The sequence below is a fragment of the Micromonospora sp. NPDC049201 genome (genome assembly GCF_055586805.1).
Genome location: NZ_JBVJHM010000005.1, coordinates 161,463 through 186,537, shown reverse-complemented (window position 1 = coordinate 186,537; position 25,075 = coordinate 161,463). Strand labels below are relative to the sequence as shown.

Here is a 25,075-nt window from a genome sequence, read left to right as displayed (position 1 = left end):
GTCAGGAGATTCCAAACTCTTTGCTGATGAAGTCGAAGATCTCGTCGTCGCTGGCCGCGTCGAGGTCGGGCCGCTCCGGTTCCTCGGCCGGGCCGGCGAGGTCGGTGGCCTTGGCGAGCAGGTCACGCATCCGGGTGGCGAACCGGTCCCGGGTCGCCGGGTCGAGCGCCAGCGTGGTGAGCAGCGACTCGACCGCGTCGATGCCCTGGAACAGCGGCTGGGTGGAGGGTGCCGCGTCGGCGGCGATCTCGCCGGCCAGCTTCTCGGCGAGGGCGTGCGGCGTCGGGTAGTCGAAGACCAGCGTGGCGGGCAACCGCAGCCCGGACAGCGTGTTGAGCCGGTTGCGCAGGTCGACCGCGGTCAGCGAGTCGAAGCCCAGGTCGGTGAAGAGGCGGCCGGGGTCGACGGCTTCCGGCCCGGCGTGGCCGAGCACGGCGGCCACGTTCGCCCGGACCACGTCGAGCAGCACCTTGCGCCGTTCCGGGTCGGCCAGGCCGGCGAGCCGCTGGGCGAGCGGCACACCGCCGGTGCCGGCGCCGCCCGCGTCGACCGAACGGCGCAGCGGCACCCGGACCAGGCCGCGCAGCAGCGGGGCGAGCACGCCCGACTCGGCCTGGCCGCGCAGCGCCGCCACGTCCAACCGCATCGGTACGACGGCAGCGGTGTCCAGCCGCCAGGCGGCGTCGAACAGGTGCAGCGCCTGCTCGGTGGCCAGCCCGGCGGCGCCCTGCTCGGTCATCCGCCGCACGTCGGCGTCGGCGAGGTGACCGGTCATGCCGCTGGCCTGCTCCCAGAGGCCCCAGGCGAGCGAGATGCCGGGCAGGCCCTGGGCCCGCCGGTGCGCGGCGAGCGCGTCGAGGAACGCGTTGGCCGCGCCGTAGTTGGCCTGGCCGGCGCTGCCGAGCGTGGCGGCGGCGGACGAGAACAGCACGAACGCGCCGAGATCCCGGCCGGCGGCGAGCCGGTGCAGGTGCCACGCCGCGTCGATCTTGGGGATGCCGACCGCGTCGATGCGGTCCGGGGTGAGCGACTCCAGCACGCCGTCGTCGAGCACGCCGGCGGCGTGCACCACGGCGGTGAGCGGATGCGCGGCGGGAATGCCGTCGAGCAGCGCGGCGAGCGCGTCCGGGTCGGCGGCGTCGCAGGCGGCGACCGTGACCTCGGTGCCGGCCTCGGCCAGCTCGGTGACCAGGTCGTCGATGCCGTCGGCGGTCGCGCCGCGCCGCCCGGCGAGCAGCAGGTGCCGCATGCCGTGGGTGGTGGCGAGGTGGCGGGCCAGCAGCCGGCCCAGCACGCCGGTGCCGCCGGTGATCAGCACGGTGCCGTCCGGGTCGACGCCGCCGGGCCGGGGCTCCAGCCCGGCCGGTACGCGGGCCAGGCGCGGCGCGCGGACCTGGCCGGCGTGCACGGCGAGCTGCGGTTCGCCGGTGCCGATCGCGGCGGCGAGCAGCGTGGCGCCGGCCGGGTCGGCGTCCAGGTCGACGAGCTGGATCCGGTCGGGGTGTTCGAGCTGCGCGGTGCGGGCGAGTCCCCAGGCGGGCGCGGACCGCAGGTCGACCTCGGCCGGGTCGCCGGTGGCGACGGCGCCGCGGGTGACAAGCACCAGCCGGGTGTCGGCGAACCGGTCGTCGGCGAGCCAGGCCTGGAGCGTGCCGAGCAGGCGGTGGGTGGTGGCGCGGGCCTGCGCGGCCAGTTCGGGGCCGGCGCCGTCGCCGGTGCCGCCGACCGGCACGATCAGCGTCCCGGGGGCGGGTTCCCCACCGGCGAGCAGCTCGGCGAAGGATTCCGGGGCGAGGTCGGGGCGGACCCGGGCGCCAGCGGCCTCGGCGGCGGCGTTGAGCGCGAGGTCGTCACCGAGCACCACCCATCCGGTGGCGGCCGGCGACGGTCCGGCGGTCACCGGCAGCACCGGCCAGTCCACCTGGAACAGCGACTCGTGCCGGCCGGAGCGGGCCGCGCCGAGCGCGTCGCCGGTGACCCGGCGCATGATCAGCGAGTCGGCGTGCAGGACCGGGGCGCCGGTGGCGTCGGCGACCTGGAACGTGACGCCGACGTCGCCTGCCGCGGCGACGCGGACCCGCAGCGCGGTGGCGCCGGCGGCGAGCAGCGTGACGCCGGTCCAGGCGAACGGCAGTCGGGGCGCGCTGGCGTCGGCGCCGTCGCCCATCCGGCCGAGGAACCCGCCGATGGACATGGCCTGGAGCGCGCCGTCGAGCAGCGCCGGGTGGAGCCCGAACCGGCCGGCCTCGGCGTGGTGGTCGGCGGGGAGCGCCACCTCGGCGAAGACCTCGTCGCCCCGGGTCCAGGCGGCGCGCAGGCCGCGGAAGACCGGGCCGTAGCCGAAGACGGTGGCTTCGAGGCCGGCGTAGAAGGAGTCGGAGGCGACCGGGGTGGCGCCGGGCGGCGGCCACACACCGAGGTCGAACGCGGGCGGCTCGGCGCCGCGCGGGGCGAGCAGGCCGGTGGCGTGGCAGGTCCAGGCCACGTCGGCGAGGATCTCGTCGGAGCCGTCCCGGTACGGGCGGGAGTGCAGCTGCACCGGACGGCGGCCGGTGGCGTCGCGCTCGCCGACGGTGAGCTGGATCTGGAGCGACCCGAGTTCCGGCAGCACGAGCGGGGCGAGCAGGGTGAGTTCCTCGACCACCGGCGCGCCGGCCTGGTCGCCTGCGTGCGCGGCCAGTTCGACGAACGCGGTGCCGGGCAGCAGGATCGCGTTCATCACGCGGTGCTCGCCGAGCCACGGGTGGGTGCGGACGGACAGCCGCCCGGTGAAGACCAGCCGTTCGCTGTCGGGGAACGTGACGGCGGCGCTGAGCAGCGGGTGGCCGGCGTCCTGGAGGCCGGCGGAGGCGACGTCCTGGGCGCGGTGGGCGGGCGGGTCGAGCCAGAACCGCTGCTGCTCGAACGCGTAGGTGGGCAGCGCGACGGTGTCGGTCTCGGCGAGCACGCTGGTCAGGTCGACGGGCAGGCCGACGCTGTGCGCGGTGGCCAGGTTGGTCAACAGCCGGGTCGGGTCGTCCTCACCCCGCCGCAGCGTGGACAACGTGTGCCCGGCGGTGCCGAGGTCGTCCAGGACCGCCGTCACCGGCATGGTCAGCACCGGATGCGGGCTGATCTCCACGAACGTCGTGTGACCCGCCTCGACCGCCGTGCGCACCGCGGTGTCGAACCGCACGGTCTGCCGCAGGTTGTCGTACCAGTAGTCCGCCGTCATCGTCGCCGGGTCCACCCACTCCCCGGTCAACGTCGACACCAGCCGGGTGTGACCGGCCTGCGGCGTCACGCCGGCCAGCTCCGTACGGAGCCGCTGCGCGACCTCCTCCACCGCCGCCGAGTGCGACGCGTAGTCCACCGGGATCAACCGGGCCCGGACGCCGTCAGCCTGACACGACTCGACCAGATCCGCGACCGCCCGCGGCGGACCGGACACCACCACCGTCGCCGGGCCGTTCACCGCCGCCACCCCGACACCGGCGAAGCCGCCCAGCCGGGCGGTCACCTCGTCGGCGGACAGGTCGACCGACGCCATCGTCCCGGTGCCGCGCAACGCGGACAGCGCCCGCGACCGCAACGCCACCGTCTTCGCCGCGTCGTCCAGGGACAGAATCCCCGCCACACACGCCGCGCCGATCTCACCCTGCGAATGCCCGACCACCGCCTGCGGCACGACCCCGACGTGCCGCCACACCGCGGCCAGGGCGACACCCACCGCCCACAGCACCGGCTGCACCACCTCGACCCGGGCCAACCACGACTCGTCGTCACCGGTCAACACCGACACCAGATCGACATCGAGGTACGGAGAAAGCGCCACCTGACACTCCGCAAGCGCCGCGTCGAACGGCACGCAACTACCGACCAGACCGGACGCCATCCGCGCCGACTGCGCACCCTGACCCGGGAACACGAACACCGGACCGGCGGTGGCGGCGGCCGTGCCGGTGACCAGGTGCGGTGACGGCGACCCGTCGGCGAGCGCGTCCAGGCCGGACAGCAGCTCCTCGACCGACGAACCGACCACGGCGGCCCGCTTGTCGAACGCCGACCGGGTGGCGACCAGCGACCAGGCCACCGCCGCGCTGTCCACGTCGCCCCGCGCGCGGACGTGCTCGGCCAGGCGGGCGGCCTGCCCGCCCAGCGCGGCGCTGGACCGTGCGGAGACCGCCCACACCGTCGCGGCGGTGTCCAGCAGGCCGGCGCCGGTGCCGGCCGGGGCGGCCGGTTCGTCGCCCTGTTCCACGATGACGTGCGCGTTGGTGCCGGAGATGCCGAACGACGACACCGCCGCCCGGCGCGGGCGGTCGCCCGCCGGCCAGGGCCGCGCCTCGGTGGCCAGTTCCACCGCGCCGGCGTCCCAGTCGATGTGCGGGGACGGCTCGTCCACGTGCAGCGTGCGGGGCACGGTGCCGTGCCGCATGGCCTGCACCATCTTGATCACACCGGCGACGCCGGCGGCGGCCTGGGCGTGGCCGATGTTCGACTTGATCGAGCCGAGCAGCAGCGGCCGGTCGGCGGGCCGGTCCTGCCCGTACGTGGCGAGCAGCGCCTGCGCCTCGATCGGGTCACCCAGCGTGGTGCCGGTGCCGTGCGCCTCCACCACGTCCACGTCGGCCGGGGACAGCCGCGCGGCGGCCAGCGCCGCCCGGATCACCCGCTGCTGCGACGGGCCGTTCGGGGCGGTCAGCCCGTTGGACGCGCCGTCGGAGTTGACCGCGCTGCCGCGTACCACCGCGAGCACGTGCCGGCCCTGCCGGCGGGCGTCGGAGAGGCGCTGCACCAGCAGCAGGCCGACGCCCTCGGACCAGCCGGTGCCGTCGGCGGCGGCGGCGAACGACTTGCACCGGCCGTCGGCGGCCAGTCCGCGCTGGCGGGAGAACTCCACGAACGCGGTCGGGGTGGCCATCACGATGACGCCGCCGGCCAGCGCCATGTCGCACTCGCCGCGGCGCAGCGCCTGCCCGGCCCAGTGCAGCGCGACGAGCGACGACGAGCAGGCGGTGTCGAGCGAGACCGCCGGCCCCTCCAGCCCGTACGTGTAGGCGACCCGGCCGGAGATGACGCTGCTGGTCATGCCGGTGAGCGCGTACCCGGAGGTCTCCTCCGGGGCGAACGCGAGCAGCGAGCCGTAGTCCTGGCCGCTGGTGCCGACGAACACGCCGGTGCTGCTGCCGCGTACCCCGGTCGGGTCGATGCCGGCGGACTCGAACGTCTCCCAGGTGGTCTCCAGCAGCAGCCGCTGCTGCGGGTCCATGGCGAGCGCCTCGCGCGGGCTGATGCCGAAGAAGCCGGGGTCGAAGCGGTCGACGTCGGCGAGGAAGCCGCCGCCGCGGGCGTAGAACGTGCCGGCGGCGTCCGGGTCGGGGCTGTAGAGCGTGTCCAGGTCCCAGCCCCGGTCGCCGGGCAGGTCGGTGATCGCGTCGACGCCGTCGGCGACGAGCCGCCACAGGTCGTCCGGGGTGGACACGCCGCCGGGCAGCCGGCAGGCCATGCCGATGATGGCCAGCGGCTCGTCGTCGCCGACGGTGACCGGGGCGGTCACCGGGCGGGCCGGGACGGGGGTGCCGGCGATGCCGGTGTCCAGGTGGGCGGCGAGTTCCTGCGGGCTCGGGTAGTCGAAGACCAGCGTGGCGGGCAGCCGCAGGCCGAACGCGTTGCCGAGCCGGTTGCGCATCTCGACGGCGGTGAGCGAGTCGAAACCGAGGTCGCTGAACGCGCGGCGCGGGTCGACGGCGGCCGGGTCGGGGTAGCCGAGCACGGCGGCGGCCTGCCCCCGGACGATCTCCAGCAGCGCGGCCCGCCGGTCGGCGGCGTCGAGCGCGGCGAGCTGCTGCACCAGCGACGCGCCGGTGGCCGGCGCGGCGGCGGCGCCCCGGCCGGCGCGGATCAGCGCCCGGTACAGCGGCGGGACGGCGCCGGCGAACTGGGCCCGCATGGCGGCCAGGTCGAGGCGGGCGGGCACCAGCGCGGCGGCCGGGACGCGGCAGGCGGCGTCGAAGAGCGCCAGCCCCTCCTCCGCCTCCATCGCGGACACGCCGGAGCGGGAGATGCGGTTGAGGTGGACGTCGTCCAGTTCGGTGGTCATGCCGCTGCGGTCGGCCCAGAGGCCCCACGCGAGGGTGAGCGCGGCGAGGCCGCGGGCGCGGCGGTGGTGGGCCAGCCCGTCGAGGAACGCGTTGGCGGCGGCGTAGTTGCCCTGGCCGGGGCCGCCGGCGGTGGCCGCGAGCGAGGAGTACGAGACGAACGCGGTGAGGTCGAGGTCGGCGGTCAGCTCGTGCAGGTGCCAGGCGGCGTCGACCTTGGGGCGCAGCACGCCGTCGACCCGGTCGGGGGTGAGCGAGGAGATGACGCCGTCGTCGCGTACCCCGGCGGCGTGCACCACGGCGGTGAGCGGGTGGTCGGCGGGGAGGTCGGCGAGCAGCGCGGCGACCGCGTCGCGGTCGGCGACGTCGCAGGCGGCGACCGTGACGGTGGCGCCCAGCGCGGCCAGTTCGTCGCAGAGTTCCGGGATGCCGGCGGCGTCCCGGCCGCGCCGGCTGGTGAGCACCAGGTGCCGCACGCCGTGCCGGGTCACCAGGTGCCGGCTCATGAGCTGCCCGAGCGTGCCGGTGGCGCCGGTGATCAGCACGGTGCCGTCGGCGTCGAACGCCGGGTCGGCCGGCTCGGCGGGCGCGGGCACCCGGGCGAGCCGGGCGCCGGCCGCGACACCGGCGCGGATGGCGACCTGCGGTTCGTCGGTGTCCAGCGCCGCCACCAGCGCGGCGGCGGCGGTCGCCGGGTCGTCCACGTCGACCAGCACGAACCGGCCCGGGTTCTCGGACTGGGCGGAACGCAGCAGGCCGATGACGGCGGCGCCGGCCAGGTCGGTGAGGTCGGCGTCCGGCTCGGTGGCGACCGCGCCGCGGGTGAGCACGACCAGCCGGGTCGCCTCGTAACGGTCGTCGGCGAGGAACCGCTGGAGCACGTCGAGCGCCCGGTGGGTCACCTCGGCGACCCAGCGGGGCACGTCGCGCTCGCCGCGCGGGTCGAGGAACGACGCGACAAGCACGCCGGGCGCGTCGGCGCCGTCGTCGAGCGCGCCGGTCAGGGCCGCGAGATCGGGGTACGCGGTGACGGCCGTCCCGGTGGCGGCCACCGCGTCGGCGAGCGCGGCGTCGGTGTCGAGCACCGCCCACGTGCCGGCGGCCGGTCCGGTGGGCAGCGGCAGCGGGGTCCAGTCGATCCGGTACAGCGACTCGGGTCCGCCGCCGCCTGCGGTGCGGAGCTGGTCGGCGGTGACCGGCCGCAGGACCAGTGAGCCGACCGAGGCGACGGGGGCACCGTCGACGCCGGCGAGGAGCAGCGAGACGCTGTCCGGGCCGGTGTGCCGGACCCGGACCCGGGCGGCGGCGGCACCGGCGGCGTGCAACGCGATGTCGTTCCAGGAGAACGGCAGCCGGCCGTGGCCGGGGGGCAGGCCGGGGCCGGTCGACGCACCGGCGGCGCTGGTGAGGCCGAGTGTGTGCAGCGCGGCGTCGAGCAGCGCCGGGTGCACGCCGTAGCCGCCGGCCTCGGCGGCCGGTGTCTCGGGCAGCGTCAGGTCGGCGAAGAGGTCGTCGCCGCGCCGCCAGGCGGTACGCAGCGCGATGAACGACGGGCCGTAGTCGTAGCCCTGGGCGGCCAGGTGCGGATAGAGCTGGTCGGTGGGCACCTCGGTGGCGTCCGGCGGCGGCCACGCGGCCAGGTCGGACCAGCCGGGTACGCCGGGTTGCGCCGGCCGGTCGGCGAGGACGCCGCTGGCGTTGCGGGTCCAGGTGCGCGGGTCGCCGTCGGCGGTGTCCCGGTCGGTCGGCTCGTCGCCGGGCCGGTCGTGGTCGGGCGCGGAGTGCAGCGACACGGACCGGCAGCCGGTCTCGTCGGCCGGGCCGATCCAGAGCTGGATGTCGACGCCGCCGGTCTCCGGCAGGATCAGCGGCGCTTCGAGGGTCAGTTCGCGGACGTGGTCGGCCCCGACGTGCGCGCCGGCCTGGAGGGCCAGCTCGACGAAGCCGGTGCCGGGCAGCAGCACGGTGTCGAAGACGACGTGGTCGGCGATCCACGGGTGGGTACGCCGGGACAGCCGGCCGGTGAACAGGAAGCCCTCGGCGTGGGCGACGCCGACGGCGGCGCCGAGCAGCGGGTGCCGGGCGGGGCGCAGGCCGACCGCGGTGACGTCGCCGGTCCAGCCGCCGCCGGCCTCCGGCCAGTAGCGCTGGCGCTGGAACGCGTAGGTGGGCAGGTCGACGCGGGTGGCGCCGGTGCCGGCGAACCAGGGCGCCCAGTCGACGCGGACGCCGTGCACGTGCAGCTCGGCCAGCCCGGCCAGCAACGCGTCCGCCTCGTCCCGGTCCCGACGCTGCACCGCGGTCGCGACCACCGTGTCGTCGTCCGGCAGGATCTCGGCGGTCAGCGCGGTGAGCACACTCTGCGGACCGACCTCCAGGAACGTGTCCGCCCCGGCCGCCCTGAGCGCGGTCACCCCGTCGGCGTAACGGACCGCCTCGCGCACGTGCCGCACCCAGTAGTCCGGGCCGGTGATCTCGTCCCCGGCCAACGCGCCGGTCACGTTCGACACGATCGGCAGGCCCGGTGCGGCAAACGTCAACCCGTCGAGCACGGTGCGGAACTCGGCAAGCATCGGCTCCATCAGCGGGCTGTGGAACGCGTGCGACACCGTCAACCGACGAACCCGCACACCGCGGTCCCGCCAGGTGCGCTCCAGCTCGGTCAACGCGTCCACCGGCCCGGACAGCACCGTCGACGACGGCCCGTTGACCGCCGCGATCCCCACGTCCGCGCGGTCCGCGACCGATGCGGCCACCTCGGCCTCCGGCGCGGCGACCGCGAGCATCCCGCCACCGGCCGGCAACGCCTGCATCAACCGACCCCGCGCCGCCACCAGCGCACACGCGTCCGCCAGCGACAACACACCCGCCACGTGGGCAGCGGTCACCTCACCGATCGAGTGCCCACCCACGAAGTCCGGGGCCACCCCGAACGACTCCACCAGACGGAACAGGGCCACCTCGACCGCGAACAGCCCCGCCTGCGTGAACTGCGTCTGATCCAACAGATCACCGTCACCGAACAGCACCGGCTTCAACGGCTCCGGCAGCAACGGATCAAGCTGCGCGCACACCTCGTCCAACGCGGACGCGAACACCGGGAACACGTCGTACAGGTCGCGACCCATGCCGGCACGCTGCGCGCCCTGCCCGGAGAAGAGCACCGCCAGGCCCTGCCGGTCGGTGGCCGCGCCGGTCTCCGTGGTGGCCGTCGGCGTTCCGGCCGCGAGCGCCCGCAGGCCGGCGAGCAGGTCGTCGCGGTCGGTGGCGGCCAGCACGGCCCGCCGGTCCAGCGCCGCCCGCGCGGTCGCCGACGAGAACGCCACGTCGAGCGCGGTCGACGCCGGGTCGGCGGCCAGCCGCGCGGCCCAGCGGCCGGCCTGGTCGGCGAGCGCGGCGTCGTCGCGGGCGGACACCAGCACCGGCACGACCGGGCGGGTGCGTGTCGGCGCGTCGTCGGCCGGGGCGGGTTCCTCCGGCGGCGCCTGTTCGAGGATGGTGTGCGCGTTGGTGCCGGACACGCCGAACGAGGAGATCGCCGAGCGGCGCGGCCGGTCCACCGCCGGCCACGGGGTGGCCTCGGTGACCAGCTCGACCGCGCCGGTGTCCCAGTCGACCTGCGGCGTCGGCGCGTCCACGTGCAGCGTGGGCGGGACGAGCCCGTGCCGCATCGCCTGCACCATCTTGATCACCCCGGCGACGCCGGCCGCCGCCTGCGTGTGCCCCAGGTTCGACTTGACGGAGCCGAGCAGCAGCGGCGCGGCGTCGCCCCGGTCCTGCCCGTACGTGGCCAGCAGCGCCTGCGCCTCGATCGGGTCGCCGAGCCGGGTGCCGGTGCCGTGCGCCTCCACCACGTCCACGCCGCCGGCGGCGAGCCCGGCGTTGGCCAGGGCCTGCTGGATCACCCGCTGCTGCGACGGGCCATTCGGGGCGCTCAGCCCGTTCGACGCGCCGTCCTGGTTGACCGCGCTGCCGCGCAGCACGGCGAGGATCGGGTGGCCGTTGCGGCGGGCGTCGGAGACGCGTTCCAGCAGCAGCACACCGACGCCCTCGGACCAGCCGGTGCCGTCGGCGGCGGCGGCGAACGCCTTGCACCGGCCGTCGGCGGCCAGTCCGCGCTGGCGGGAGAACTCGACGAACGCGCCCGGCGTACACATGGCGGTGACGCCGGCGACGACGGCGAGCGTGCACTCCCGCTGCCGCAGCGCCTGCCCGGCCAGGTGCATCGCCACCAGCGACGACGAGCAGGCGGTGTCGACGGTGACCGCGGGCCCTTCCAGACCGAACGTGTAGGCGATCCGGCCGGACACCACGCTGCCGGCGTTGCCGGTCATCAGGTGCCCTTCCAGGCCCTGCGCGGCGGCGGTCATCAGCACCGTGCCGTAGTCCTGGCCGGTGCTGCCGGCGAACACGCCGGTGCGGCTGCCGCGCAGCGTGTGCGGGTCGATGCCGGCCCGCTCGAAGACCTCCCAGGTGGTCTCCAGCAGCCACCGCTGCTGCGGGTCCATGGCGAGCGCCTCGCGCGGCGAGATGGCGAAGAAGCCGGGGTCGAAGTCGGCCAGGTCGGTGACGAAGCCGCCGTGGCGCGCGTACGAGGTGCCGGCGTCCTCGGGGTCGCCGGCGTGCAGCGCGTCGAGGTCCCAGCCCCGGTCGGTGGGAAACTCGGTCATCACGTCCCGGCCGGACGCCACCACCTCCCAGAGCTGCTCCGGGGTACGGATGCCACCGGGGAAGCGGCAGCTCATGCCGACGATCGCGACCGGCTCCTGCTCGCCGGCCTCCACCTCGCGCAGCCGCTGCCGCACCTGGTGCAGGTCGGCGGTGACCCGCTTGAGGTAGTCGAGAAGCTTCGCCTCGTCAGCCATGGTCCGCCCATTCCCTGTGTTGCCCCGAGCCGGCAGTGGTCACGTCAGGACACCCCCAGCTCGCGGTCGATGAAGTCGAAGACCTCGTCCGGGGTGGCGTCCTGGAGCTTGCCGGCGACGCCGTCGCCGTCCGCCGGGGCGTCCACCTCGTTGAGCGAGGCCAGCAGCGTCCGGAGCCGTTCGGTGATCCGCAGCCGCGCGCCACGGTCGGGAGCGGCGCCGGACAGCGCCGCCTCCAGCCGCTCCAGCTCGCCGAAGACCGGCGCGGCGGTGGCCACTCCCCCGTCCACGACGGCGGCGCGGACGTAGTCGGCGAGCAGCGCGGCGGTCGGGTAGTCGAACACCACCGTGGCGGGCAGCCGGACGGCGGTGGCGGCGGTGAGCCGGTTGCGCAGCTCCACCGCGGTCAGCGAGTCGAAGCCGAGGTCCCGGAACGCCCGGTCGGGTTCGACGGCGGCGTCCGAGGCGTGTCCGAGCACCGCCGCCGCCTGGCCCCGCACGAGGTCGAGCAGCGTCTTGCGGCGTTCCGCCTCGCTCTGCCCGGCGAGCAGGGCGGCGAGCGACTCGGCGGAGGGGCCGGCGTCGTCGGCGCGCTCGGCGGTGGCGCGGAGCGCCTCCGGGATGCCGGTGAGCAGCGGGCTGGGCCGGACCGCGGTGAAGCCGGGCACGTACCGGGCCCAGTCGACGCCGGCGACCACTGTGACCGGTTCGCGGCGCGCGAGGCAGCCGGCGAGCGCGGCGAGCGCGAGGTCGCTGTCGAGCCGGGCGACGCCGCTGCGCCGCCGGCGTTCGGCCACGGCGGGGTCGGCGTCGGCCATGCCGCCGGTGGCCCAGGGTCCCCAGGCGACGGAGGTGGCCGGCAGGCCCCGCCGGTGCCGCTGCTCGGCCAACGCGTCCAGGTAGGCGTTCGCGGCGGCGTAGCTGCCCTGCCCGGCGGCGCCGAGCTGGCCGGGCAGCGCGGAGAAGAGCACGAAGGCGCGCAGGTCCTTCTCGGCGGTCAGCTCGTGCAGGTGCAGGGCGCCGAGCACCTTGGGTCGCAGCACGTCGGCGATCCGGTCGGCGGTGAGGCCGTCGAGGACCCCGTCGTCGAGGATGCCGGCGGTGTGCACGACGCCGGTCAGCGGCGCGTCGGCGGGCACCTCGTCGAGGAGCTTGGCGAGCGCGGCCCGGTCGGCCACGTCGCAGGCGGCGACCGTGACCCGGGCGCCCCGGTCGGTGAGGTCCCGGACCAGGTCGGCGGCGCCGGGCGCGTCGGCGCCGCGCCGGCTGACCAGCATCAGGTGCGTCGCGCCCCGGTCGGCGAGCCAGCGGGCCACCTGCCCGCCGAGCGCGCCGGTGCCGCCGGTGACCAGCGTGGTGCCGGCGTGGTCGGGTGCGGGGTCGACGCCGCCGCCGGGCGCCCGGACGAGCCGGCGGACCAGCAGCGTGACGCCGTCGACGGCGAGCTGGTCCTCCCCGTCGGGGCCGGCGAGCGCGGCGCAGAGCAGGTCCCAGCCGTGGTCGTCGAGCGTGGCCGGCACGTCGACCAGGCCGCCCCAGCGTTCCGGGTGTTCCAGTGCGACGACCCGGCCGAGACCCCAGAGCAGGGCCTGTTCGGGCCGGCCGGCGCCGCCGTCGCGGGTGGTGCCGGCGGCGCCCCGGGTGACGCACCACAGCGGCGCGGCCACGTCGAGGTCCCCGAGCGCCTGGATCAGCGCCAGCGAGCGGGCCAGGAGCGGCGGCACCGGCTCGGTGGCGTCGACCGGGCCGTCGGCGAGCGCGAGCAGGGAGAGCACCCGGTCGGCCGGGTCGGGGCCGGCGGCGGTGAGCCGGGCGGCGACGGCGGCGCGGTCGGTGTCGTCGGCGGGCAGCAGCACGAGCCGGGCGTCCGCGCCGCGCCGGGTCAGTTCGGCCACCGCCGTCTCCGCCTCGGTGGTGCCGGCCTCGTCGGCGACGACCCACCAGACGCCGGTGAGGTAGCCGACCGGAATTCCGCCGTACGGCTGCCAGACGGCGCGGTAGCGCAGGTCGTCGAGCGTGGACCGGTCGCGTTGCCGGCGGCGCCAGTCGGCGAGCAGCGGCAGGGCCGCGCCGAGCCGGTCGAGGGATTCGGCGGCGTCGGCGGCGGTGAGGTCGGCGAGCGCCGCGAGGTCCTCGTTGTCGACGGCGGCCCAGAAGGCGGCGTCGACGCCGGTCGGGCTCTCCCCGGCGGCGGGCGCGTCGAGGCTGGCGCGGGGCCAGTAGCGGGCCCGGTCGAACGCGTAGGTGGGCAGCGCGACGGTGTCCGTGCCGGCGAGCACGCTGGTCAGGTCGACGGGCAGGCCGACGCTGTGCGCGGTGGCCAGGTTGGTCAACAGCCGGGTCGGGTCGTCCTCACCCCGCCGCAACGTGGACAACGTGTGCCCGGCGGCGCCGAGGTCGTCCAGGACCGCCGTCACCGGCATGGTCAACACCGGATGCGGCGAGATCTCCACGAACGTCGTGTGACCCGCCTCGACCGCCGTCCGCACCGCGGTGTCGAACCGCACGGTCTGCCGCAGGTTGTCGTACCAGTAGTCCGCCGTCATCGTCGCCGGGTCCACCCACTCCCCGGTCAACGTCGACACCAGCCGGGTGTGACCGGCCTGCGGCGTCACGCCGGCCAGCTCCGTACGGAGCCGCTGCGCGACCTCCTCCACCGCCGCCGAGTGCGACGCGTAGTCCACCGGGATCAACCGGGCCCGGACGCCGTCAGCCTGACACGACTCGACCAGATCCGCGACCGCCCGCGGCGGACCGGACACCACCACCGTCGCCGGGCCGTTCACCGCCGCCACCCCGACACCGGCGAAGCCACCCAGCCGGGCGGTCACCTCGTCGGCGGACAGGTCGACCGACGCCATCGTCCCGGTGCCGCGCAACGCGGACAGCGCCCGCGACCGCAACGCCACCGTCTTCGCCGCGTCGTCCAGGGACAGAATCCCCGCCACACACGCCGCGCCGATCTCACCCTGCGAATGCCCGACCACCGCCTGCGGCACGACCCCGACGTGCCGCCACACCGCGGCCAGAGCGACACCCACCGCCCACAGCACCGGCTGCACCACCTCGACCCGGGCCAACCACGACTCGTCGTCACCGGTCAACACCGACACCAGATCGACATCGAGGTACGGAGAAAGCGCCACCTGACACTCCGCAAGCGCCGCGTCGAACGGCACGCAACTACCGACCAGACCGGACGCCATCCGCGCCGACTGCGCACCCTGACCCGGGAACACGAACACCGGACCGGCACCGTGCCCGGCGACCGCGCCGGCCACCAGGTTGCCGGCGGGCGTGCCGGACGCGAGCGCGTCCAGGCCGGACAGCAGTTCCTCGGCCGAGGAGCCGAGCACCACGGCCCGCTGGTCGAACGCCGACCGGGTGGTGGCCAGCGACCAGGCCACCACGGCGGGGTCGGCCGGGTCGGCGCGCAGGTGCCGGGACAGCCGCTGGGCCTGCCGGGCGAGCCCGTCGCGGGTCCGCGCCGACACCGGCCAGGCGGTGACGGCGGCGTCCAGCAGGCCGGGCCGGACGGCGTCCGCCTCGGTCGACGGCTCGTCGGGCAGTTCGAGGATGACGTGCGCGTTGGTGCCGGAGATGCCGAACGAGGACACCGCCGCCCGACGGCCGGACCCGCGGCCCGGCCAGGGCCGGTTCTCGGTGACCAGCTCCACCGCGCCGGCCGACCAGTCGATGTGCGGCGAGGGCGCGTCCACGTGCAACGTCATCGGGACCACCCCGGCCCGCATGGCCAGGATCATCTTGATCACGCCGGCGACGCCGGCGGCGGCCTGGGTGTGGCCGATGTTCGACTTCACCGAGCCGAGCAGCAGCGGTTCGACGTCGGCGCGGCCCTGCCCGTACGTGGCGATGAGCGCCTGCGCCTCGATCGGGTCACCCAGCGTGGTACCGGTGCCGTGCGCCTCCACCACGTCCACGTCGGCCGGGGACAGCCGCGCGGCGGCCAGCGCCGCCCGGATCACCCGCTGCTGCGACGGGCCGTTCGGGGCGGTCAGCCCGTTGGACGCGCCGTCCTGGTTGACCGCGCTGCCACGCAGCACGGCGAGCACCGGATGCCCGTTGCGGCGGGCGTCGGAGAGCCGTTCGACCAGGAGCATCCCCACGCCCTCCCCCCATCCGGTTCCGTCGGCGGCGGCGGCGAACGCCTTGCACCGCCCGTCGGCGGCCAGGCCGCGCTGGCGGGAGAACTCGACGAACAGCCCCGGGGTCGACATGACGGTCACGCCACCGGCGAGCGCCAGGTCGCACTCGCCGCGTTGCAGCGCGGCCGCCGCCAGGTGCAGCGCGACCAGCGACGACGAACACGCCGTGTCCACCGAGACCGCAGGTCCTTCCAACCCCAACACGTACGCCACCCGCCCCGAGACCACGCTCGCCGCGTTCCCGGTGCTCGCGAACCCTTCGACCTCGTCCGCGGACACCATCAACAGGGCCCCATAGTCCTGTCCGTTCGTGCCGACGAACACCCCTGTTCGTGAACCCCGCAAGCCACCCGGGTCAACCCCTGCCCGCTCGATGGCCTCCCACGACGTCTCCAGCAGCAGGCGCTGCTGCGGGTCCATGGCCACGGCCTCACGCGGTGAGATGCCGAAGAACCCGGCGTCGAAGTCGGCCACGTCGTAGAGGAACGCGCCGGTGCGGACGTAGGAGGTGCCGGCGGAGTAGGGGTCGGGGTCGTAGAGCCGGTCGACGTCCCAGCCACGGTCGCCGGGCAGGTCCGACACCGCGTCCCGGCCGGCGTGCAGCAACTGCCAGAACCGCTCCGGGTCGGTCACGCCGCCCGGGAACCGGCAGGACATGGCGACGACCGCGATCGGCTCGTCGTCGGCCAGCGGCGCGGGGCCGGCGACCGCCTCGGCCTCGGCGCCGCCGCCCAGCTCCTCGTCGAGGTGGCGGGCCAGCACGGTGGCGGTCGGGTAGTCGAAGACCAGCGTGACCGGCAGGCGCAGCCCGGTGGCGGCGCCGAGCCGGTTGCGCAGCTCGACCGCGGTGACCGAGTCGAAGCCGAGGTCCCGGAACGCGTGGTGCGGGTCGACGGCCTGGCCGCCGTCGTACTTCAGGACCGTGGCCGCCTGGTCGCGGACCAGGTCGAGCAGCGCCTGCCGGCGCTGCGCGGACGCCATCCGGGCGAACGCGCCGACCGGCTCGACCTCGGTGGTCTCCTCCGGTTCCCGTTCGGCGGCGAGCCGCCGCACCTCGGGGATCTCGGCGATCAGCGGGGCCGGGCGGGTGGCGGTGAGCGCGACCCGGAACCGGTCCCAGGCGATGTTCGAGATGGTCAGGAACGTCTCGTCGTGGGCGAGCGCCTGGTGCAGCGCGGCGATCGCGAGCCGGGGCGACATCTCGGGCGCGCCGTGCCGGTGCAGCATCCGGCCGAACTCGCCGTCGGCCATGCCGCCGCCGCCCCAGGCGCCCCAGGCGATGGAGGTGGCCGGCAGGCCGAGGTCGCGGCGGTGTTCGGCGAGCGCGTTGAGGTAGGCGTTGCCGGGGGCGTAGTTGCCGACGCCGGAGCTGCCGACCGTGCCGGCCATCGCGGAGAACAGCACGAACGCGTCGAGGTCGAGGTCGCGGGTCAGCTCGTGCAGGTTGACCGCGGCGGTGACCTTGGCGGCGAGCGCGTGGGCGAGCTGGTCGAGGGTGAGCGCGCCGATCACCGCGTCGTCGAGCACGGCGGCGGTGTGCACGACGGTGCGGAGGGGATACTCGGCGGGCACGTCGGCCAGCACGGCGGCGAGCGCGTCCCGGTCGGCGGCGTCGCAGGCCGCCACCGTGACCCGGGCGCCCGACGCGGTCAGCTCGGCCTCCAGCTCGGCGACGCCGTCGCCGGACCGGCCGCGCCGGCTCAGCAGCACCAGGTGGTCGACGCCGTTGGCGGCGAGCCAGCGGGCCACGTGCCCGCCGAGCGCGCCGGTGCCGCCGGTGACCAGCGCGGTGCCGGTGGGTCGCCAGTCGCGCGGGGCGGGGGTGTCGCCGAGCGGGGCGCGCCGCAGCCGCCGCCCGTACGCGCCGGTGGGGCGCAGCGCGACCTGGTCCTCCCCGTCGACGCCGGCGAGGACGCGGGCGAGCCGGACGGCGGTGCGGTCGTCCGGGGTGTCCGGCAGGTCGATCAGGCCGCCCCAGCGGTCCGGGTGTTCCAGCGCGGCGATCCGGCCGAAGCCCCAGGCGAGCTGCTGCGTCGGGTGGGTCAGCGGGTCGCCGGGGCCGGTGGCGACCGCGCCCCGGGTGAGCGTCCACAGCGGCGCGCGGACGCCGGCGTCGCCGAGCGCCTGGGTGAGCGTGACGGTGCCGGCGAACCCGGCCGGCACGTGCGGGTGGCCGGGCAGCGGCGTCTCGTCGAGCGGCAGGAGCGAGACCACGCCGGCGGGCGGCGTGTCCCGGTGCGTGTCGCGCAGCCGGCCGGTGAGCGCGTCCCGGTCGGGCGCGTCGGTCAGCGCGATCTCGACGACGGTGGCGCCGTGCCGACGCAACGCTTCCGCCACGAAGTCGGTCGCGGTGTCGTCGGCGGCGGTGACCAGCCACCAGGCGCCGGTGAGGGTCGGCGCGGCCGAGCCGTCCGGGGCGACCGGAAGCCACCCGTCGCGGTAGCGCCACGAGTCGATGGTGGCCTGGTCGCGGTGGCGGCGACGCCAGGCGGCGAGCGCGGGCAGCAGCGCGGTGAGGGCGTCCTCGGACACCTCGGCGACGTCGGCCAGCTCGGCGCCGACCGCGGCCGGGTCCTCGGCCTCGACGGCCGCCCAGAACCGGGCGTCCACCTCGTCCACCTCGACCGTGCCGGCCGTGGTCCCGGTGGTCGCGGCGGCGGCCGGGCGCGGCCAGTAGAGCTGCCGCTGGAACGGGTACGTGGGCAGGTCGAGCCGACGGGCGGGCCGGCCGGCGAACGCGGGCCGCCAGTCGACGGCGGCGCCACCGGCGTACACCTCGGCGACCGCGCGGTGGAAACGGGCCAGGCCGCCCTCGTCGCGGCGCAGCGTGCCGGTCACGGTGACCGCGGCCGGGTCGGCGGCGGCCGACTCGACGCTCTCCTGCATCGCCATGGTCAGCACCGGGTGCGCGCTGACCTCGACGAACGTCTGGTGGCCGGTGGCGGCGAGGTCGCGGACGGCGGCGTCGAAGCCGACCGTCTGCCGCAGGTTGCGGTACCAGTAGTCGGCGTCCAGGCCGGCGGTGTCGGTCCACTCACCGGTAACGGTGGACCGGAACCGGATCTCGCCGGTACGCGGGCGCAGACCGGCGAGCAGCTCACGCAACTGCTCCCGCAGCGGTTCGACGTGCGCCGAGTGGGACGCGTAGTCCACCGGCACCCGGCGCACCCGCACGTCCCGCCCCTGGTAGTGGGCGACCAGCTCGTCCAGTGCGGCCGAGTCGCCGGAGACCACCACCGCGGTCGGGCCGTTGACCGCGGCGAGCGAGACCCGGCCGTCCCAGCGGGTGATCGTCGCGGTGACCTCGTCGGCGGTGGTGGCGACCGAGACCATGCCGCCGTCACCGGCGATGCCGGCGATGATCCGGCTGCGCAGCGCCACCACGGCGGCGGCGTCGTCCAGGCTGAGCCCGCCGGCGACGTACGCGGCGGCGATCTCGCCCTGGGAGTGGCCGACCACGGCCGAGGGGTGCACGCCGTAGGAGCGCCACAGCGCGGCGAGGGACACGCCGACCGCGAACAGCGCCGGCTGCACCACGTCCACCCGGTCCAGCGACGGCGCGCCGGGCACGCCGCGTACCACGTCGGTCAGTGACCAGTCGACGTGCGGGCGCAGCGCCGCCGCGCAGGCGGCGAACGTCTCGGCGAAGACCGGGGCGGTGTCGAGCAGCTCGGCGGCCATGCCGGTCCACTGCGAACCCTGGCCGGGGAAGACGAAGACCACGTCGCCCGGCGTACCGGCGGCGCGGGTGACGGTGTCCGGCGCGGGACGGCCCTCGGCGAGCGCGTCCAGCGCGGCGGTCAGGTCGTCGCGGCCGGCGGCGAGCACCACCGCGCGGTGCTCGTGGGCGCTGCGGGTGGTGGCCAGCGACCAGGCCAGGTCGGGCAGCGCGGCGTCCGGCACGGCGTCGAGGTGCGCCCGCAGGTCGCGGGCGCGGGCGGCGAGCGCGGCGGCACTCCGCCCGGACAGCGCCCAGGGCAGCTCCCCGGCCGGCCCGGCGTCGTCGTCCGACGCGGTCTCCTCCGGCGGCGCCTGCTCCAGGATGGTGTGCACGTTGGTGCCGCTGATGCCGAACGAGGAGACGCCGGCCCGGCGGGGCCGGTCGCCGGCCGGCCAGGGGCGGGCCTCGGTGAGCAGCGCGACCGTGCCGGCGGACCAGTCGACGTGCGGGGTGGGCTCGTCGACGTGCAGGGTGGGCGGCAGCACGCCGTGCCGCAGCGCCAGCACCATCTTGATCACGCCGGCCACACCGGCGGCGGCCTGGGTGTGGCCCAGGTTCGACTTGACCGAGCCGAGCCAGAGCGGCCGGTCGGCGTCGCGGGCCTGCCCGTAGGTGGCGATCAGCGCCTGCGCCTCGATCGGGTCGCCCAGCGTGGTGCCGGTGCCGTGCGCCTCGACGGCGTCGACCTGGTCGGGGGCGAGCCCGGCGTTCGTGAGGGCCTGCCGGATGACCCGCTGCTGGGCCGGCCCGTTGGGGGCGGTGAGCCCGTTGGACGCGCCGTCGGAGTTGACCGCGCTGCCGCGTACCACGGCGAGGACCGGGTTGCCGTCGCGGCGGGCGTCGGAGAGCCGCTGGAGCACCAGCAGGCCGACGCCCTCACCCCAGCCGGTGCCGTCGGCGGCGCCCGCGAACGGCTTGCAGCGGCCGTCGGCGGCCAGGCCGCGCTGCCGGGAGAAACCGACGAAGATGCCGGGCGTGGCCATCACCGTGGCGCCACCGGCGAGCGCGAGGTCGCACTCCCCCGCCTGCAACGCCTGCGCGGCGAGGTGCAGCGCGACAAGCGACGCCGAGCAGGCGGTGTCGACCGTGACAGCCGGGCCGTGCAACCCGAAGGTGTACGCGAGCCGGCCGGAGATGACGCTGGCGGAGACGCCGGTGGCGAGGTAGTTCTCGTCGCCGTCCCCGGAGGCCAGCAGCAGCGAGCCGTAGTCCTGCCCGTTGGTGCCGACGTAGACGCCGGTGCGGCTGCCGCGTAGCGCGGCCGGGTCGAGCCGGGCCCGTTCGAACGCCTCCCAGCTCGCCTCCAGCAGCAGCCGCTGCTGCGGGTCCATGGCCAGCGCCTCACGCGGGCTGATGCCGAAGAACGCCGGGTCGAACTCGCCGGCGGAGTCGACGAAGCCGCCCTCCCGCACGTAGCTGGTGCCGAGGTGCTCGGGGTCGGGGTGGTACAGCTCGGCGACGTTCCAGCCGCGTTCCTCGGGCATCGGCGAGAGCGCGTCGGTGCCGCCGGCGAGCAGGTCCCAGAGCTGCTCGGGGCTGGCCACGCCGCCGGGGAAGCGGCAGCTCATCGCCACGATGGCGACGGGTTCGCGGTGCCTGTCGACGTCTGCGGCGACGACCGCGCCGCCGGTGTGGTCGTCGGCCTGGCCGTGCAGGTGCGCGGCGAGTTCGGCGACCGTGGGGTGGTCGAAGACGAGCGTGGCGGGCAGCGTCATGCCGGTCTCGGCGGCGAGCCGGTTGCGCAGCTCGACCGCGGTGAGCGAGTCGAAGCCCAGGTCGCGGAACGTGCGGTCGGGCAGCGGCCGGCCGGCCGGGTGGCCGAGCACCAGCGCGGCCTGGGTGCGGACCAGCTCGGTGAGCTGCGGCAGGGACCGGCCGACCACCACCGCCGGGGCGACCACGGCGGGTCCGGTGGGCACGCCGGGCAGGCCGGCGAGCAGCGGTGCGGGCCGGCCGCGTACGGCGGCGAGGCGTCCCCAGTCGACGTCGGCGACGGTGACGGCCGGCGCGGCGGCGCCGACGATCCGGCCCAGCGCGGCGGCGGCCGGCTCGGCCGGCAGCGGGTTGACGCCGCCCCGGGTCAGCCGCGCGGTCAGCTCGGCGCTGGCGGCGGCCATGCCGTCGGCGGACCAGGCGCCCCAGGCGATCGCGGTGGCCGGCAGCCCGAGGTCGCGGCGCCAGGCGGCGAACGCGTCCAGGAAGGCGTTGGCCGCCGCGTAGTTGCCCTGCCCGGCGCTGCCGATCACGCCGGCCAGCGAGGAGAACAACACGAACGCGTCGAGCCGGCGGTCGGCGGTGGCGTCGTGCAGCACCCGGGCGGCGCGGACCTTGCCGTCCAGCACGGCCGCCAGGCGGCTCAGGTCGAGGCCGTCGAGGATGCCGTCGTCGACGACGCCGGCGGTGTGCACCACGGCGGTCAGCGCGGGCAGGTCGGCGACCAGCGCGGTGACGGCGGCGGGGTCGGTGACGTCGCAGCGCACCACCCGGGCGCCGGGCAGCTCGGCGGCCAGGTCGGCGGCGCCGGGCGCGTCGGGGCCGCGCCGGGACGCGAGCACCACCTCGGTCGCGCCGGCGGCGAGCAGCCAGCGGGTGACCTGCCGGCCGAGCGCGCCGGTGCCGCCGGTGACCAGCACCGTGCCGGTCGGCCGCCAGCCGGGCCCGGCGGGGACGGCGGCGGGGACGAGCCGGCGGCCGAACGTGCCGTGCGGCCGGACGGCCACCTCGTCGTGGCCGCCGTCGGCGAGCACCGCGCGCAGCGCGTCGGCGTCGACCCGCTCGGGCGTGGCGTCGGCGGGCAGGTCGACGAGGCCGCCCCAGCGGTCGGGTTGTTCCAGCGCGACCGTCCGGCCGAGTCCCCAGGCCGCCGCCGCGTACGGGTCGGTGAGCGGTTCGCCGCCGCCCACCGAGACCGCGCCCCGGGTGACGCACCAGAGCCGGCCGGCCCGGCCGGTGTCGGCGAGCGCCTGCACCAGCGTGAGCAGCAGCGCGGTCCCGGCCGGCACGGCGGGCGCGTCGGGTCGCGGCGCGTCCGGGCCGGGCAGCACGCAGAGCACGCCCCGCCAGCCCGCCTCGTCGTGGCCGCGCAGCAGGTCGGCCAGGTCAGCACGGTCGGTGTCGGCGGGGACGGTGAGTACGTCGACGTCGGCGCCGGCCACCGCGAGCGGCGCCGCCCAGGGCGCCGGGTCGTCGACGGCGACGACCAGCCAGCGGCCGGTCAGCGTCGGGGCGGGCGCGGGACGGACCGCCTCCCACTCGACCCGGTACGACCAGCCGTCGAGCACCGCGTCGCGTTGCCGGGCACGCCGCCACGACGACAGCACCGGCACGGCCGGGCCGAGCGCGGCCACCGCGTCCGGGTCGTCCTGGACGGCCAGTTCGGACGCCACGGCCGGCAGGTCGCCGCGTTCCACGGCGGCCCAGAATCCGCCGTCCGCGCCGTCCGCGCCGTCCAGGCTGACCGCCGGGCGGGCCACGCCGTCACCGGCCCAGTACCGCTCCCGCTGGAACGCGTACGTGGGCAGGTCGACCCGGTTCGCGCCGGTGCCGGCGAACCAGTCGGTCCAGGTGACCGGGTGGCCGTGCACGTGCAGCTCGGCCAGCGCGGCCAGCAGCGCCTCGACCTCGGGACGGTCGCCGCGTTGCGCGGCGACGGCACGGACCGGCTCGCCGGGCAGGATGTCGGCGGTCAGCGGGGTGAGCACGGCGCGGGGGCCGAGTTCCAGGAACGTGTCGGCGCCGGCGGCGCGCAGCGCGTGCACGCCGTCGGCGTGGCGGACCGCCTCCCGGACGTGCCGCACCCAGTAGTCGGCGGTGCGGATCTCGTCCGGGTCGGCCAGCTCGCCTGTCACGTTGGACACCACCGGCAGCGTCGGCGCGGCGAACGTCAGCCGCTCCAGCACCGCCCGGAAGCGCGCCAGCACCGGCTCCATCAGCGGGCTGTGGAACGCGTGGCTGACGGTCAGCCGGCGGGTGCGGACACCCCGGTCCCGCCAGAGCCGCTCCAGCCGTTCGATGGCGTCCGCCGTGCCGGAGAGCACCACGGCGGCCGGGCCGTTGACGGCGGCGACGTCGACCGGCTCGTCCGGGTCGGTAAGCGTGGCGCGGACGTCGGCCTCGGGCGCGGCCACGGCGAGCATCGCGCCGCCGGCCGGCAGCGCCTGCATGAGCCGGCCCCGGGCGGCGACCAGCGCGGCGGCGTGCTCCAGCGTCAGCACGCCGGCCACGTGCGCGGCGGTGACCTCGCCGATGGAGTGGCCGCCGACCAGGTCGGGGGTCAGACCGAACGACTCGACGAGGCGGAACAGCGCCACCTCGACCGCGAACAGGCCGGCCTGGGTGAACTGGGTCTGGTCCAGCAGGTCGCCGTCGTCGAACAGCACCTCCTTCAGCGGCCGGGGCAGCGCCCGGTCCAGGTAGGAGCACACCTCGTCGAGCGCGGCGGCGAACACCGGGAACTGCGCGTACAGCTCGCGGCCCATGCCGGCGCGTTGCGCGCCCTGCCCGGAGAAGAGCACCGCGAGCTGGCCGCGGGGCGTGCCGGTTCCGGTGTGCACGGTGCCGGCCGGCTCACCGGCGGCGAGCGCGCGCAACGCGGCGAGCAGGTCGTCCGGGCCGGCGGCGGCGACCACCGCCCGGTGGTCGAGCACGGACCGGGACACCACCGAGGCGTACGCGACGTCGAGCGGGCGGGCGTCGGGTGCGGCGGCGAGCCAGGCGGCCCAGCGGCCGGCCTGGGCGGCGAGCGCGTCGGCGGACCGGGCGGAGAGCAGCACCGGCACCGCGGGCCGGGCGGTCGGGGTCGGGGCCGGCTCGTCCTCGGCCGGTTCCGGCTCGGGCGCCTGCTCGATGATGGTGTGCGCGTTGGTGCCGGACACGCCGAACGAGGACACCGCGGCGCGGCGCGGCCGGTCGGTGGCCGGCCACGGCGTCGCCTCGGTGGCGAGCGTGACCGCGCCGGCGGTCCAGTCGATGTGCGGCGAGGGCGCGTCGACGTGCAGCGTGGGCGGGACGACGCCGTGCCGGACGGCCAGCACCATCTTGATCACGCCGGCCACCCCGGCGGCGGCCTGGGTGTGGCCCAGGTTCGACTTCACGGAGCCGAGCAGCAGCGGCGTCTCCCGCTCCTGCCCGTACGTGGCGAGCAGCGCCTGCGCCTCGATCGGGTCACCGAGCGTGGTGCCGGTGCCGTGCGCCTCCACCACGTCGACCTGCTCGGGGGTGAGCCGGGCGTTGGCCAGCGCCTGCCGGATCACCCGCACCTGGGACGGGCCGTGCGGGGCGCTGAGCCCGTTGGACGCGCCGTCCTGGTTGACCGCGCTGCCCCGGATCACCGCGAGCACCGGGTAGCCGTGCTTCTGCGCGTCGGAGAGGCGGGCCAGCAGCAGCATGCCGACGCCCTCGGACCAGCCGGTGCCGTCGGCGGACGCGGCGAACGGCTTGCACCGGCCGTCGGCGGCCAGGCCACGCTGGCGGCTGAAGCCGACGAACACCGCCGGGGTGGGCATCACGGTGACGCCGCCGGCCAGCGCCAGTTCGCAGTCGCCGTTGCGCAGCGCCTGCACGGCCAGGTGGATCGCCACCGACGACGAGGAGCAGGCGGTGTCGATGGTGACCGCCGGCCCTTCCAGGCCGAGCGTGTACGCGATCCGACCGGAGACGATGCTCGTGGAGTTGCCGGTGAGCGAGTGGCCCTCGGCGTCCTGCCCGGCCTGGGCGAGGATCGCGTCGTAGCCGTGCGCGGCGGCGCCGACGAACACGCCGGTTCGGCTGCCCCGTACGGCCGGCAGCGGCAGCCCGGCCCGTTCGAACGCCTCCCAGCTCGCCTCCAGCAGCAGCCGCTGCTGCGGGTCCATGGCGACCGCCTCGCGGGGGCTGATGCCGAACAGGTCGGCGTCGAAGTCCCCGGCGTCGTAGACGAAGCCGCCCTCCCGCACGTAACTGGTGCCCGGGTGGTCCGGGTCGGGGTGGAACAGCCGGTCGAGGTCCCAGCCCCGGTCGGCGGGGAACGGGCCGATCCCGTCGCGGCCGTCGCGGACCAGCTCCCAGAGCTGCTCGGGCGAGCCGACGCCGCCCGGGTAGCGGCAGGTCATCGCCACCACCGCGACCGGCTCGGTGTCGCGGGCCTCCAACGCCCGCAGCCGCCGCCGGGTGCGCCGCAGCTCCGAGGTCGTACGCTTCAGGTACTCGACGTACTTCTCGTCCTCGCTGTTCACCGTGGTCCTACCCTCACTCGGCGTACCGATG

At 76.5% G+C, this 25,075-nt stretch carries 2 protein-coding genes; both read right to left on the bottom strand.

The genetic code is table 11. The features are described from left to right. Position 1: 1 nt before the first annotated feature. The gene (locus tag ACZ6O5_RS12880) at positions 2-10,981 is read right to left on the bottom strand and encodes a type I polyketide synthase (RefSeq protein ID WP_465977232.1); all 10,980 of its coding nucleotides are present in this window, start codon (positions 10,979-10,981) and stop codon (positions 2-4) included. An 8-nt stretch (positions 10,982-10,989) separates the two neighbouring features. Next, complete coding sequence (locus ACZ6O5_RS12875) at positions 10,990-25,074, bottom strand: type I polyketide synthase (RefSeq protein WP_465977230.1); 14,085 nt, start codon at positions 25,072-25,074, stop codon at positions 10,990-10,992. Position 25,075: the final 1 nt, after the last annotated feature.